The sequence below is a fragment of the Candidatus Avedoeria danica genome (assembly GCA_016703025.1).
In the GTDB taxonomy this organism is placed as follows: Bacteria; Chloroflexota; Anaerolineae; order Epilineales; family Epilineaceae; genus Avedoeria; species Avedoeria danica.
Genome location: JADJCV010000003.1, coordinates 175,191 through 188,020 on the forward strand (window position 1 = coordinate 175,191; position 12,830 = coordinate 188,020).

Sequence of the window (12,830 nt, forward strand, 5' to 3'; positions counted from 1 at the left end):
GGGTGCCCCTACACGTGGTAATGGATGTCGATCACGACGATGTTCGGTTCCGCGTGCAGCCGGCGGCGGAGCATGTTGGCCGTTTGGTTGTGCAGCAGGCGCTCGATGGCGTTGCGCGGGATGAACTCCGGGACGACGACGGTCACGAGCTGGTTCGGGAACTCCTCGGTGCTGACCTCGATGATGTACTCGACCAACCGGTCGATGATGTCGCGGTAGTCGTAGTTGATCAGATGGATCTCTTCGTCCTTCGTCAGCTCCGGGAAGCGCGCCCAGCGCCGCAGGATCCGGGCCTGCTGGTCGTCGTCCGTGATGATCGCCACGGCCCGCACGTTCGGGCTCAGCTTCTTGGCGTACTTCAGCGCCCGCAGCGTGCCGCGGTGGACGTCGGGGATCGGCACGATGACGACGTCGGCCACCTCGGTCAGGCTGGCGAGCGTGTCCTCGCGCTCGTTCGTCGAGAGCATATCCGCCACGCGGCCGTAGTGGCGGTGGATGGCCAGGAACGCCCAGACGAACAGCGGGATGAGGAGCGCGATGATCCAGGCGCCCTCAAGGAACTTGGTGGCGGTGATGACGACGAGCACGATGCCCGTCACGAGCGCGCCGGTGGCGTTCAGCACGCGCTTCCAAACAACGTTGCGCTCGTGGTGGAGCGTCGTGACCTCGGTGCGCATCGTTTCGCCGGGCTTGAGCCGGCTCACCTTGCCCCAGAGCACCACCATGCCGGCCTGCGACAGCGTGAAGCTGATCATGACGCCGATCGCGTACAGCGGCAGCATCCGGATTTCCTCGGCGTTGAAGATCACGAGGACGATGCCGGCGATGAACGTGAGCAACAGGATGCCGGAGCTGTATACCAGTCGATCTCCCCGATTCTGCATCCAGCGGGGCATGTAGCCGTCGCGGGCCAGGAAGAAGCCGAGCCGCGGGAAGTCCTGATAGCCCGTGTTCGCCGCCAGGAGGAGGATGAGCGCGGTGAACGTCTGAACCCAGTAGTACAGCACCCGCCCGCCCGACAGGTTTTCCGAGACGCTGTTCGTCATCTGGGAAAGGATGCTCTCGCCCTCGTCCGTCGGGATGAGCGCCATGTGGGTGGCCAGCCAGCTGATGCCGATGAACAGCGTCATGGCGATGACGGCCATCCACACCATCGTCGTGGCCGCGTTGCGGGCTTCGGGCTTCCGGAACGCCGTCACACCGTTGGAGATCGCTTCGATGCCGGTGAGGGCCGTGCAGCCTGCCGCGAACGCGCGCAGCAGGAGCCACGTGTAGGCCAGCGACCACGGGTCGATGGCCACCGATGCGGGCAGCACGACCGGGTGGGGGTCCAGCGGGGGCAGGCCGAACAGGCCGTACATCCGCGACAAGCCGAGCCCGATGGTGACGAGGACGCCGGCCACGAAGGCGTATGTCGGGAAGGCGAACACCGTTCCGCTCTCGCGCACACCGCGCAGGTTGATCCAGGCGATGAGCAGGACGGCCGCAATGGCGAGCGGCAGCCGCAGTTCGACGAGGTCAGGGAACGCCGAGGTGACCGCGCGGATGCCGGCAGCGACCGACACGGATACGGTGAGGACATAATCCGTCATAAGGGCCGCGGCGGCGAAGAGGGCGACGTTCGGGCCGAGGTTGTCCTTGGCCACGGAGTAGGCGCCGCCGCCGTGCGGGTAGTGATGGATCGTCTGGACGTAGCTGGTGCACACCAGCGCGATCAGCGCGGCGATGCCGAGGGCGATCGGCATCGTCATCGCCAGGGCGCCGGAGCCCAGGACGATGAGGACGTGCATGATCGCCTCGGTGGCGTAGGCGTTGGAGCTGATCGGGTCCGAGGCGAAGATGGCCAGGCCGCGGACCTTGTCAAGCCGCTCGTGGGCGCTGGCGCTCGTTGGGAAGGGACGGCCGATGAGGATGCGCTTCAGGCCGTCGGGGTTGACTTGCATGGGATGGGGCTCGTGATTTCAGGTTGCCACGCCAGCGGCGCGGGGGTCGCGATCGCGACTTGTAGGGCCGTGGATGGATTCGCGCGGCAGTCGCCCGACTGGTATAGTCACGCGCCGCGGCGCTGTAAAGTTTCGGGCCGCGGAAAACGGACGGGCGCAGGCGGGACCGCGGTGAGCGCAACGGGCGACGGTCTCGCCTTTTCGTTGGGTCGCGAGCGGTCTCGGTGGCGTGCGACCACGGTCGATTGCGGCCCGGGTTCGAGACCGGATCCGGTCGCAATTCGGGCGATTGAGGGAGGGCGGACGTGCCATCAGTGCCAGCGTTGGGCTTCGGACCGTGGTCGTGGGTCCTCTTCATTGTCTTCGTCCTCAGCCTGCTGTTCATCGACCTGAAGGTGCTCCACCGCAACCCGCACAAGGTCAGCGCGCGCGAAGCAGGCCTGTGGACGCTCGTGCTCGTCGGCCTCGCGCTCGCGTTCGCCTATCTGGTCAGCGTGCGCCACGAGGGCGGCGCCCAGGCGGCCACCGACTTCCTGACGGCCTACGTCCTCGAGCAATCGCTCTCGATCGACAACATCTTCGTCTTCGTCATCATCTTCGCGTCGTTCAGCGTGCCGGCCGAGCTCCAACACCGCGTGCTCCTGTGGGGCGTGCTCGGGGCGCTCATCCTGCGCGCGGTGTTCATCCTGACCGCCTCGGCCTTGATCAGCCGGTTCGACTGGGTGCTCTACATCTTCGGCGCCATCCTGCTCGTGACGGCCTACCGCTTGGTGTTCAACGCCGAGGAGGAGATCGACGTCGAGAGCAAGTGGGCGGTCACGCTGGCCCGGCGGCTGCTGCCGGTCACGAGCCGCTATCACGGGTCGAAGTTCTTCATCCGCGAGGCCGGCAAGCTGACCGCCACGCCGCTGTTCGTCGTCCTGTTCATGGTCGAGACGACGGACGTGATCTTCGCCTTCGACTCGATCCCGGCCGTATTCGGCGTGACGAGCGACCCGTTCATCGTCTTCACGAGCAACGTCTTCGCCATCCTCGGCCTCCGCTCGCTCTACTTCGTCCTGCTGGGCGCCGTCGACCGCTTCCACTACCTCAAGCCCGCCCTGGCGTTCATCCTGGCCTTCATCGGCACGAAGATGATCCTGGAGCAGCTGCCCAAGTCCTGGCCGGTCCATGTCGACATCTCCAGCCAGTGGTCGCTGGGGGTGATTGCGGCGACGTTGACGGTGGCGGCGCTGGCGTCGGTGCTGCGGCCGCCGGGGGGTGGAGCGGGGGCGACGGAGTCGTCGGCGTAGCGCCGTTCAGGGCGGTAGGGCGGTAGGGCGACGACCTCGTGATTGCAGACAGCAAGTGGATCGGCGCCACATCACAGTGATCTGGCGCTGGATCACAGTGATCTGGCGGTGAATCACTGTGATGTGGCGCCGATCCACTCGTGCCTTGTTCATCGCCGATGATGCAACGGACGGGCGGCCGAAGGATGCCGGCCGGTTCGGGGCTGGCAGCACAACGCCCGGCCCGCCTTCACAGGCGGCCGGGCGTCGTTCGTTGGCACCGTCGGAGGGAGTCGAACCATCAGCCTGGAGTTCCCCCCCGGCATGACGTGCCCTGACGTCCTAGCGCTCCGGCAATGAGCGCATCCGCACGCGGCCCGGCTCGATCACAGCGAAGGGCTCTGCCCAGTCCGTTCGACTCTCCAGTACGGATACAAGTACGCCAGCCAGCACCGAAGGTGAAGGCGAGGTCAATCGGACGAGCGCAATCCCGGATCCAGCTGGAAGCCTCGACTTGTAGGCCAACGCCCCGAAGTCCTTGTCCTGCGTAACGAGCAGGCGCGCGCCGATCTGCGCAAGTGCGAGCACGCTCGGATCGCCCGTGCTCGGTGCCTGATCGGCCACCCAGACCACATCGTGGCCGCGCGCTCGTAGCGCTTCGACAACCGCGGCCGGTATGTTCTCATCCGCCAGGATCTCCACGAAACTATACTGCCAGCGGATAGACGGCCTCGCGTTCAAGGGACTCGCTCGCGTAAGCCAAGCACGCACGCACGTCGGCATCCGTCAGTCGGGGGTAGTTGGCGAGGAGGTCGGCGACACTCCATCCCTGGGCCATCAGATCGACCAGGAACGACACCGCCAGCCTGGTGCCCTTCACAACGGGCTTGCCTGCCAGAACGTCCGCGTCCATCGCGATATGCTCACGCCAGTCCATGGCCCGCTCCGTCCAACGTGTATGGCTGCCGACGCCACCCCGAAGTTCCCACGCCCATTCTATCCGATCAGCCGCCGCCGCGGGAGCCGAACATCAAGACGCCCGGCCGCCTGCGAAGGCGGCCGGGCGTCGTACCGTTGGCACCGACGGAGGGAGTCGAACCCACAACCAAGGGATTAAGAGTCCCCTGCTCTACCATTGAGCTACGTCGGCGTGCGGATGGGCCATTGTAGCCACGACGGGCGCACTGTCAAACTGTCGGACGGCCGTCGCGGAGGGGGTCGGCGGCGGCCTCGAACGGGGAATGGACCCAGGGCGGGCAGCCGTATCGACGTCCGGGGCGGGCACAACCCTCCGACCTCGGCCGCCGCTGCGGGTGTATACTCGAACCCGTACCCGGCGGGCCGGCCTCGGCGCCGGACGGCACACGAAAGGTGCGGCGCATGCTTGGTGGCATTGGGATGCCGGAACTGCTCATCATCCTGGTGATCGTCCTGATCATCTTTGGCGCGGGCAAGATCTCGGAGATCGGCGGCGCGCTCGGGCGCGGGATCAGCGAGTTCCGGCGCAACTCGTCGACGGACGACAAGAAGGACGCTCCGGCGGCTCCGGCTGCCGCGACCGAGGCGGATGGATCGGGGCCGAAGCTCGTCAGCTAGGGCAGCGGATCCCGCTCGCCCTCGTTCTCGCCCACATCCTCGCTCCCGAGATCGTCCTCCGTCCGCTCCTCGGCCAGCTCCTCCGCCAGCACGGACGCCGGCGTCGGCCACAGCGCCAGCGCCGCCGCGGCTGCCGTGGCGTGCTCCGCCCACGCCGGCCCGTAGCGCCGCGTGAGTTCGATGGCCAAGTCGTCCGGGAGCGGCGCCTCGATCGTCAGCCGCTCGCCGGTCACCGGGTGCGTCAGTGCCAGGCGCCAGGCGTGGAGCGCCATGCGGCCGATCGCCCGGTCCGGGCGGCCGTAGACGCGGTCGCCCGCTACGGGGTGCCCGATGGCGGCCAGGTGAACGCGGATCTGGTGCGTCCGGCCCGTGAACAGGCGCAGGACGATCAGGCTGTCCGTCGGCCGCTCGACGGCCACGTGGTAGCCCGTCACCGCCACCCGCCCCCCCGGCACCACCGCGATCCGCTGCCGATGGACGGCGTCGCGGCCGAGCGGTGCGTCGATCAGGCCGTGCGGCGGCTGGACGGCGCCGCGGACGATCGCCAGATAGACCTTGTCGACCGAACGACCCTTGAACTGCGCCTGCAGCGCCGCCCGAACGGCCGGCGTGCGCGCCACGACGAGCACGCCCGACGTATCGGCGTCCAGACGGTGGACGATGCCGGGCCGCGGATCTTCGGGTCCGAACGCGGCCGCGATGTCCGGGAAGCGCGCGGCGAGCGCGTTCACCAGCGTGCCGTCCGCGTGGCCGAGGCCGGGGTGAACGACCAGCCCGGCCGGCTTGGCCACCGCCAGCATCGAGTCGTCGGCGTACAGCACGTCCAGCGGTGCGCCCGCCGAAGCCGTCGGCGATGCCACCACTTCCGCCATGCCCGCGCCGACCGCGACGACGGCGCCCGCTGCCAAGCGCCCGCCGGCCTTCGCCGCCCGGCCGTCGACCTGAACCCGCCCGGCGCCGATCCAGCGCTGCGCTTCGGCGCGCAGCACACCCACCCGACGCGCCAGCACGACGTCGAGCCGCTCGCCGTCATCCGCGGCGTCCGCCGTGAACGTGCGCGGTTCGCTCATCCGTCGCCCACTTCCGCGCGAGCGCCCGCCGGCTGCACGGCGTCGACATCCCTCCGCCCTGCGTCGACATCCGTCCGCTCCGCATCGACAGCCGAGCGCCCCCCGTCATCCTCCGTCCGCCACAAGTGCCATGCCAGGATCGCCACGCCGATGAAGATCGCCGAGTCGGCGATGTTGAACACCGGCCAGACCTGGAAGTCGAAGAAGTCCGTGACGTAGCCGCGGCGCAAGCGGTCCGTGAGGTTGCCGATCGCCCCGCCCGCCTGCAAGCCGAGGGCGAGGCGCAGCCAGCCGGCGTCCAGCGGCAGGCGGGACTGGTAGACCATGAGGCCGAGGACGACGATGGTGGCGATGAGCGCGAAGACCTCGCTCCTGCCTTGGCCGAGGCCGAACGCCATGCCGGTGTTGTGGACGTGGGTGAAGGTGAAGACCTTGGTCAAGGCCGACTCGGCGCCCGGCCAGCGCTCGCCGGGCGCCAGCCAGCCCCGGACGAAGTGCTTCGTGAGCTGATCGAGCGCGACCGTGGACAGGAGCGCGGCGGCGAACAGGCCGTGGGCGGCGGCGCGGGCACGGCCGGCGCCGGGCGCGGCGCGAAGCCCGTCGTCCCGTTCCCGTGGCTCAGTCGACGTCAAGGGCCAGGTCGTCGTCGTCGCGGCGGCGGCGGTCCACCTTCACCTCGTGGCGCGCCCATGGGAGCACCTCGAGCCGTTCGGCGCGGATCCAGACGCCATCGTCCTCGTCCCAACCGTACGTCCCGGCGTCGATCGCGGCCAGCGCGTCCTCGATGTCGCGGAGCATCGTCTGGGCATTGTTGATCAGCGTCATGTCGAGCTCGCGCTCCGTCAGGGCGGTGGCGTCCTCGCTCATGTAGGTGTCCCCGCCGTCCGTATCGCCCATCCAGGCCTTCAGTTCCTCAGAGTCGTTGGCGATCTCTTGCTGCATCTGGGCGCGCTCCGCCAGCAACCGTTCCTTCTGCACGGCGATGAAGGCGGCGTCGTACGGGCTTGCGGACGTTGGCTCGGTCATCAGATCTCCTGCGGCCTAGCGTGCGGGTGCGGTCAGCTGGGTCAACGGTGACGAATCCTGCCACTCGGCCCGGATCAGGCCGAGCACGAGCAGGTTGAGGTAGCGGCCGTCGCGGTAGTGCGCCTCGCGCAGGACGCCCTCCTGCTTGAAGCCCACCCGGGTGTACGCGCTGACCGCGCCCGTGTTGTCTTCGGGTACAGTGTAGGTCAGTCGATTGAAACCGAGCAGCTTGAACGCATAGTTCGCCGCCACCCGCAGCGCGTCCGTGCCGGCGCCGTGGCGGCGGTAGGCCGGGTCGCCGATGAACAGGATGATCTCGGCCGTCCTGTTCAGCCAGTTCACGTTGCGGAACTCGATGCCGCCGATCAGGAGCCCGTGCGCCTCGACGCCGAAGTTGATCGCGCCTTCGAGGACGTGGCTGTAGCGCTGTTCGTAGATCTGCTCGACCACCGCCAGCGGCGTCGGCCGTCCGTCCGTGCCGGTGGCCAGCCCGACCTCGAGGTCCTGGGCGAACTCCCAGAGGCGCGGGATGTCGGCCCGTTCCATCGGGCGGAGCGTCACCAACTCTCCGTGCAGCATCGGATCCTCCTTGCGCTGGCCCGTCCTCGCCCGGTCTGTGGCCGAGCCTGGAGCCGGGGTGCGGCGATTCTAGCGCGGTCTGCGATCGTGTCAATGCCCTCGGCCGATGCCCTCGGCCGATGCCCTCGGCCAATGCCCTCGTGTCCGTGCTCTCGGGTCAAAGCCCTTGTGTCATGGACGGTGTGTGCCGGCGTTCCGTTCCGTGTTACCATCCCGCGCCGCCATGCCCGTCCCCGACCCGTCCTCCGCCGTCCGCCCGCCCGCCCCGGCGCCTCGCGTCCGGCGGCGGCGTGCCGTGCGTGGTGCGGCCTTCGGCGCGCTGTTCGGCGTCATCTTCGGTGCCCTTCTCGGTGCCCTGTTCGGCGCGATGGCCGCCCGCCCGTCCGCCGTCGCACCGTCAGGCCTCCGCCTGTTCGCGGTGGCCCACGCGCAGGAGGGCGGCCCGACGGCGGTCCCGACGCAGCCGCGCCGCCCGACGCGCACGCCGGCCGCCACCGCCACCCCGTCGCCGACGCCGATCTCCGCGGCGGCGCTGCGGGCGGACGTCTGGATCGACCCCCCGTTGCCCGTCGTCGGCGACCTCGTGCGTCTGGGCGTCGACATCGAGAACCGCGACCGCGCGGCGGCGCTGGACGTGACGATCGACGTGATGCTCCCGGCCGCCTTCGTGGATGCGACGCTGGATGTCGAGCCGGGCGAGACGGCGCGGGCCGGGTCGCTCGTGCGCTGGCACATCGACCGCCTCGAGTCCGGCGCCGAGGCGGCGCTGCGGATCGGCGGCCAGGCCACCCGGGCGACGGGCCCGGCGCGCGACGACCGGTGGTGCGTCCTGCTCCTGTCGTACGGCTCGCCGGTGGAGCACTGCATGCGCTTCGAGGCCGTTGCCTCGGCGGGCGCCCAGCCGGGCTCGGTGCCGCTGCCCGAGGGCGCGGACGCCGCCGAGCCGCTGCCGACGGCCCCGACGGGCTTCGGCCTGAGCGATCTGGCCGAAGGTCGGACGCTGATCGCCTGGACGATGATGGCCGTCGGCCTGGTGATCCTCGGCCTCTGGACGGGCGCGACGATGCGCGCGCGCCCGGCGGACGGCCCGGCGGACGGCGAAGCCGCGGTCGAAGCCGAAAATCCCCCATCCAACCCACCCCCGGACGCGGAGTAGAACGATGGCCGATAAGCAGGCGGCGGTGACCTATCTGGCCGACGGCGTGTTCGTGGCCGAGATGAACGGGCAGCACGTCTTCATCGACAACGGCGGCGGGCACGGCGCGGACGGCCGGGCGTCCTACGCCGCCGGGCCGATGGACCTCATGCTGGCCGCCATCGCCGGGTGCACGGCCATCGACGTCGTCGACATCCTGAAGAAGGCGCGCCAGCCGTTCACGAAGCTGACGGTCCACGCCAGCGGCGAGCGCGCCGCCGACCACCCGCGGCGCTACACGTCCGTCACGCTGACGTACGAGGTCCACGGCGACGTCGATCCGAAGGTCGTCGATCGCGCGGTGCATCTGTCGGACGAGAAGTACTGCTCGGTCTCGGCGACGTTCAAGCTGCCGTGCGAAGTGAAGACCGTCGTGCGGATCGTGGCGGACGACGGCGGCGAGGGTGCGGCGGGCTGATCGCCGGCTGGAGGGGCGCTACCCCGTGACGACGATCGCCGACGCCAACCCGGTCAGCCCGCTCACGGCGTGACGACGACGAGCTGGGCGGCGAACGTGCCGCTCGAGAACTCGCGCGCCGCGTAGGCCGTCACGGAGGCGTTGGCGCCGGTCAACGCGAACGTGACCTGGCCGTTGCCGGTCACGGCGCTGGTGACGTTCACGCTCACCCACTCGTTCGCGTTGAAGCCGCCCGAGCCGACGATCGCGCCGCCGAAGCCCGGGGCGTTGTTGAACGTGATCGTCGTCTCACCCCAGGCGCTGCTGTTGGCGGCGTGGACGTTGAAGCCGGAACTCGAGGCTGTCAGCGACCGCACGCGGAGCACCGCGGACGTGACGCTGTTCGACAGCCCCTGCACGTTGAACCGCACGTAGCTGTTCTCCGCCGGCGATGCGTTCGTCCGCAGCCGGATGTCCGTGCCGTAGTTGCCGCCGGGGTTCGCGCTCAGGACGAAAGCGTCCGCCTCGGTCGTGAAGACGAACGTCGACGGCGTCGCCGTCGCGGTTGGGCTGGACGTCGCGGTCGGGCTCGGCGTGAACGTCGGCGTGCTGGTGCGGGTGTTCGTGGCCGTGGCGGTCGGGACCGGCGTGGCGGTGAGCGTGGCGGTGGGCGACGGCGACGGGGTGAACGTGGCCGTCGGGATCGGCGTGACCGTCGGGGTCGAGGTGACGGTCGGCGTCGCGGTGGACGTCCGGGTGGCGCTGGCGGTCGGCGACGGGGTGGCCGTCGGCGGGGTCGTCGGCGTCGCGGTCGAGGTGCGCGTGGCGCTGGCGGTGGGGGAGGGCGTGATCGTGGGCGGCGTCGTCGGCGTCGCGGTCGAAGTGCGGGTGGGGCTGGGGGAGGGCGACGGGGTGGCGGTCGTGCTCGGTGCCGTCGTCGGGGTGGCCGAGGCGGCGCTGGTGGGCGTGCTCGTCGGGCTGGCGCCGGTGTACGTGATCCGCAGCTCGGGCTTGAAGTTCGCCTGCTCGCGCGGGAGGAGGAAGATCGGGTTCGGATCGGTCGAAGTGACCGCCAGGCTGACGAGTCCGCCGGCGGCGACGGCCGACGTGACGTTGGCGAGCGTCCAGCTGTTGGCCGTGATCGCGCCGGACGATCCGGCGACGCCGCCGGCGGCCGGCGCGCTGTTGAACGTGACCGTTGTCTCGCCCCAGCTGTTGTCCGCCACGCCGCGGGCGTCGTAGCCGGCGGACGAGCCGCTCATGCTGTAGAGCCGCAGCTCGGCGAGGATGATGTTCCCGTTCACCCCGCTCGCGTCGAACCGGAGGTAGCCGTTGCGCACCGTGCCGCTGTTCGTCAGGAGCTTGGGCAGGAGGCCGAAGTTCGTGTTCGGCGACCCCGCGTCGACGTAGGCGTCGGCGACCGGGTTCAGGATGACGGTGATCGGCGTCGGCGTCGGGCTCGGGGTCGGTGACGGGGTGATCGTCGGGGTGGCGGTGTTGCCCGAGCCGGCGACGGCGGTGGCCACGGCGTCGTCCGCGTTCACCCGGCCCCAGCCGTAGAAGTTGTCGAAGCCGGACGAGCCGAGGTCGACGGCGCTGCCTTGGAGGATGCCCCACATCTCGTTGTGCGTCAGCGTCGGGTCGACCGCCAGCAGGAGGGCGGCGACGGCGGCGACGTGCGGCGAGGCCATGCTCGTCCCGCTGGCGTTCGCGTAGTTCGCCGAGCAGCACCATGCGCTCTGGATCGACGAGCCGGGGGCGACCATCTCCAGCCAGCTGCCGTAGTTGGAGTACGACGCGCGCACGTCGCTCGACGTCGTGGCGCCGATCGCCATCACGTTGCTGTAGGCGGCCGGGTAGAACATGTTCGAGCTGCCGCTGTTGCCCGATGCCGCGACCTCGAGCACGCCCTGGCCGAAGGCGTAATCCACCGCGTTGTGCAGCGTCTGGCTGTTCGTCGATCCGCCGAGGCTCATGTTGATGATGTCGGCGCCGTTGTCCGCGGCAGCCGTGATCCCGGAAGCGATCCAGCTGTACTGGCCCGAGCCGCCGCTGTCCAGCACTTTGATCGCCATGAGCTTCGTCTGGCGCCCGATCGAGGCGACGCCGAGGTTGTTGTCCGTGTTCGCCCCGATGATCCCGCCGACGTGCGTGCCGTGCCCGTTGTCGTCGTCCGGGTTGCTGTCGCCGTTCGCGAAGTCGTGGCCGTAGGAAGTGAACTTGCCGTTGAAGTCCTCGTGCTGGAGATCGACGCCGGTGTCGATGACCGCGACGACGACGTTCGCCGAGCCCGTCGTGACATCCCAGGCTTCCTCGGCGCCGATCTTGTCCGGCGCCCACTGGTTGCCGTACAGCGTGTCGTCCGGCACGTCGACGGCGTGTGCCAGGCCGTCCGGCTCGACGTAGCGCACGCCGGGCGTCTTGAGGAGGGCGGTCTCGGTGGCGGGCGCGAGCGTCCCGTCCGGCGCGGCCACGGACAATACGTGGAGCTGCGGGATCCAGAGATCGTCCACCAGCGCGTTGGCCGCCGCAATGCCGCGCGCCTGGGCCTCGGCGACGTCCGGCGTGAAGCCGATCAGGTAGCGGCCGAAGGCCACCGCATCGTCCTGCCGCGTGCCCGCCGCGGCGGCCTGCGCCACCGGCTGCGGCGTCCGGACGGATGCGACGATCGTCGCTCCGAGGACGGCGGCGAGGACGAATAGGGGTGCGAGCGTGCGCTTCGAGGACATCCTTCGAGCTCCTGTCACGGCCGATTGGGACCGAACGCCTCCGCCACCGGGCCACGAGTTTTGGCCGGCGCAGCGCCGGATGATACACGCGGCGCGCGATTCGCGCGCCCGATCGACCCGCTCCGGCGCACGCCCCTACCGCAGCACCACCCAGACGTCGTACAACGCATGCGTCCACGCCGTCACCCCGAACCCGCGCACCGCGAACAGCGCGCTGAACGCCAACCCCGCCATGAAGCGGTAGGCGAACGACGTCAACAGGAGCGTCTCGCCCGCCGGGTTGAACGGCCGATAGTGCGCCGCGCTGAACAACACCGCGCCCGTCACCACCGCCACCGCCAGCGCCCCTCGCGCCGACGTCTTCCCCGATGCCCGCACCGCCCACGCGATGGCCGTCACGAGGATCACGCGGAACACGAGTTCCTCGTACAGCCCCGCGCCGAGGCTCAGAGCGATCTGCGCGAGCGGCCCGTTCGACGGCTGCGCGGTCATCGCCAGCGGGGGGAAGCCGATCGTCGGGATCGCCAGCGATGGACCGGGCAGCGGCGCCAGCACGATCGACGTCGCCGTCCGGACCACCGGCCCGATGAGGATCGCCAGCACCGCGCTCTCGGCCGCCATCCTGCCGAACACCCGCCGATCGAGCGGCACCGGCGCCCGCCGCTGCTCGCGGACCACGAACAGCACGCCGAGCACCGCCAGCACCGCCGTCAGGCCGAGCGCCGTCGGCGCACCGACGGCCGCCAGCGCTCGGCCGAGCAGCACCTCGGCGCCGTTCCGGACCGACACGCGCTGGCCGCGATTGACGAACGCGATGAGGACGTCGTACAGCAGCAGGAGCGGCAGCGCGGCCAGCACGCCGTACGTCGGCGTCTTCGAAAGCGCCAGATAGCGCCGCGTGTCGAGCGGCGCACCGGACGCCTCCCGTGAGGACGTCCCACCGAGACCGCCGAGCCCCAACTCGGCCCCGTCCGCCCGCCCCATCCGCCTACCCCGCGCCACGATCGCCTGCCCCCGGGTCAGC

At 70.0% G+C, this 12,830-nt stretch carries 13 protein-coding genes and 1 tRNA gene; 4 read left to right on the top strand and 10 right to left on the bottom strand.

All coding sequences use genetic code 11. The features are described from left to right. Positions 1 to 8 precede the first annotated feature (8 nt). Entirely contained in the window at positions 9 to 1,943 is a 1,935-nt protein-coding gene (locus tag IPG72_02690) for an APC family permease (protein MBK6767939.1), read from the bottom strand. Positions 1,944 to 2,266: 323 nt separating this feature from the next. Here IPG72_02690 and IPG72_02695 point away from each other — a divergent pair, with 323 nt between their 5' ends. Beyond that, the gene (locus IPG72_02695) at positions 2,267 to 3,235 is read left to right on the top strand and encodes a TerC family protein (protein ID MBK6767940.1); all 969 of its coding nucleotides are present in this window, start codon (positions 2,267 to 2,269) and stop codon (positions 3,233 to 3,235) included. Positions 3,236 to 3,556: 321 nt separating this feature from the next. Here IPG72_02695 and IPG72_02700 read toward each other — a convergent pair whose 3' ends face one another. The 3 genes from IPG72_02700 to IPG72_02710 all read right to left on the bottom strand — a co-directional run bounded on the left by IPG72_02700 (position 3,557) and on the right by IPG72_02710 (position 4,364). Next, positions 3,557 to 3,916, bottom strand: coding sequence for a DUF5615 family PIN-like protein (locus IPG72_02700; GenBank protein ID MBK6767941.1), 360 nt, complete (start codon positions 3,914 to 3,916; stop codon positions 3,557 to 3,559). 4 nt (positions 3,917 to 3,920) lie between these two features. Beyond that, the gene (locus tag IPG72_02705; protein ID MBK6767942.1) at positions 3,921 to 4,151 is read right to left on the bottom strand and encodes a DUF433 domain-containing protein; all 231 of its coding nucleotides are present in this window, start codon (positions 4,149 to 4,151) and stop codon (positions 3,921 to 3,923) included. A gap of 138 nt (positions 4,152 to 4,289) precedes the next feature. Next, positions 4,290 to 4,364 (bottom strand) — tRNA-Lys (locus tag IPG72_02710). A gap of 230 nt (positions 4,365 to 4,594) precedes the next feature. On the opposite strand from IPG72_02710, the gene tatA reads away from it, so the two are divergent. Further along, a complete protein-coding gene (gene tatA, locus IPG72_02715) occupies positions 4,595 to 4,810 on the top strand; it encodes a twin-arginine translocase TatA/TatE family subunit (protein MBK6767943.1) in 216 nt (71 codons plus the stop codon). On the opposite strand, the gene IPG72_02720 is transcribed toward tatA, so the two are convergent. From IPG72_02720 to IPG72_02735, 4 genes are all read right to left on the bottom strand, one after another. After that, a complete protein-coding gene (locus IPG72_02720; GenBank protein ID MBK6767944.1) occupies positions 4,807 to 5,880 on the bottom strand; it encodes an RluA family pseudouridine synthase in 1,074 nt (357 codons plus the stop codon). The two genes, tatA and IPG72_02720, sit on opposite strands and share 4 nt — an antisense overlap. Continuing rightward, entirely contained in the window at positions 5,877 to 6,428 is a 552-nt protein-coding gene (gene lspA / locus IPG72_02725) for a signal peptidase II (GenBank protein MBK6767945.1), read from the bottom strand. The genes IPG72_02720 and lspA overlap by 4 nt, the downstream gene beginning before the upstream one ends. Before the next feature lie 70 nt (positions 6,429 to 6,498). Continuing rightward, positions 6,499 to 6,906, bottom strand: coding sequence for a hypothetical protein (locus IPG72_02730; protein MBK6767946.1), 408 nt, complete (start codon positions 6,904 to 6,906; stop codon positions 6,499 to 6,501). 15 nt (positions 6,907 to 6,921) lie between these two features. Next, the gene (locus IPG72_02735; protein ID MBK6767947.1) at positions 6,922 to 7,485 is read right to left on the bottom strand and encodes a GNAT family N-acetyltransferase; all 564 of its coding nucleotides are present in this window, start codon (positions 7,483 to 7,485) and stop codon (positions 6,922 to 6,924) included. A gap of 223 nt (positions 7,486 to 7,708) precedes the next feature. Here IPG72_02735 and IPG72_02740 point away from each other — a divergent pair, with 223 nt between their 5' ends. After that, positions 7,709 to 8,641 carry a hypothetical protein gene (locus IPG72_02740; protein ID MBK6767948.1) on the top strand — a complete coding sequence of 311 codons (933 nt, stop codon included), beginning with the start codon at positions 7,709 to 7,711 and terminating at the stop codon, positions 8,639 to 8,641. A gap of 4 nt (positions 8,642 to 8,645) precedes the next feature. Beyond that, positions 8,646 to 9,098, top strand: coding sequence for an OsmC family protein (locus tag IPG72_02745; protein MBK6767949.1), 453 nt, complete (start codon positions 8,646 to 8,648; stop codon positions 9,096 to 9,098). A 62-nt stretch (positions 9,099 to 9,160) separates the two neighbouring features. Here IPG72_02745 and IPG72_02750 read toward each other — a convergent pair whose 3' ends face one another. Together IPG72_02750 and IPG72_02755 are read right to left on the bottom strand one after the other, a co-directional pair. Further along, complete coding sequence (locus IPG72_02750; protein MBK6767950.1) at positions 9,161 to 11,806, bottom strand: S8 family serine peptidase; 2,646 nt, start codon at positions 11,804 to 11,806, stop codon at positions 9,161 to 9,163. A gap of 135 nt (positions 11,807 to 11,941) precedes the next feature. Beyond that, complete coding sequence (locus IPG72_02755) at positions 11,942 to 12,808, bottom strand: CPBP family intramembrane metalloprotease (GenBank protein ID MBK6767951.1); 867 nt, start codon at positions 12,806 to 12,808, stop codon at positions 11,942 to 11,944. Between the last annotated feature and the right edge of the window lie 22 nt (positions 12,809 to 12,830).

Excerpts from the sequence above, each read along its gene's own strand:
- IPG72_02690 (MBK6767939.1), bottom strand. The coding sequence starts at position 1,943 with ATGCAAGTCAACCCCGACGGCCTGAAGCGCATCCTCATCGGCCGTCCC.
- IPG72_02750 (MBK6767950.1), bottom strand. The coding sequence starts at position 11,806 with ATGTCCTCGAAGCGCACGCTCGCACCCCTATTCGTCCTCGCCGCCGTC.
- IPG72_02730 (MBK6767946.1), bottom strand. The coding sequence starts at position 6,906 with ATGACCGAGCCAACGTCCGCAAGCCCGTACGACGCCGCCTTCATCGCC.
- IPG72_02740 (MBK6767948.1), top strand. The coding sequence starts at position 7,709 with ATGCCCGTCCCCGACCCGTCCTCCGCCGTCCGCCCGCCCGCCCCGGCG.
- IPG72_02745 (MBK6767949.1), top strand. The coding sequence starts at position 8,646 with ATGGCCGATAAGCAGGCGGCGGTGACCTATCTGGCCGACGGCGTGTTC.
- IPG72_02705 (MBK6767942.1), bottom strand. The coding sequence starts at position 4,151 with ATGGACTGGCGTGAGCATATCGCGATGGACGCGGACGTTCTGGCAGGC.
- IPG72_02720 (MBK6767944.1), bottom strand. The coding sequence starts at position 5,880 with ATGAGCGAACCGCGCACGTTCACGGCGGACGCCGCGGATGACGGCGAG.
- tatA (MBK6767943.1), top strand. The coding sequence starts at position 4,595 with ATGCTTGGTGGCATTGGGATGCCGGAACTGCTCATCATCCTGGTGATC.
- IPG72_02735 (MBK6767947.1), bottom strand. The coding sequence starts at position 7,485 with ATGCTGCACGGAGAGTTGGTGACGCTCCGCCCGATGGAACGGGCCGAC.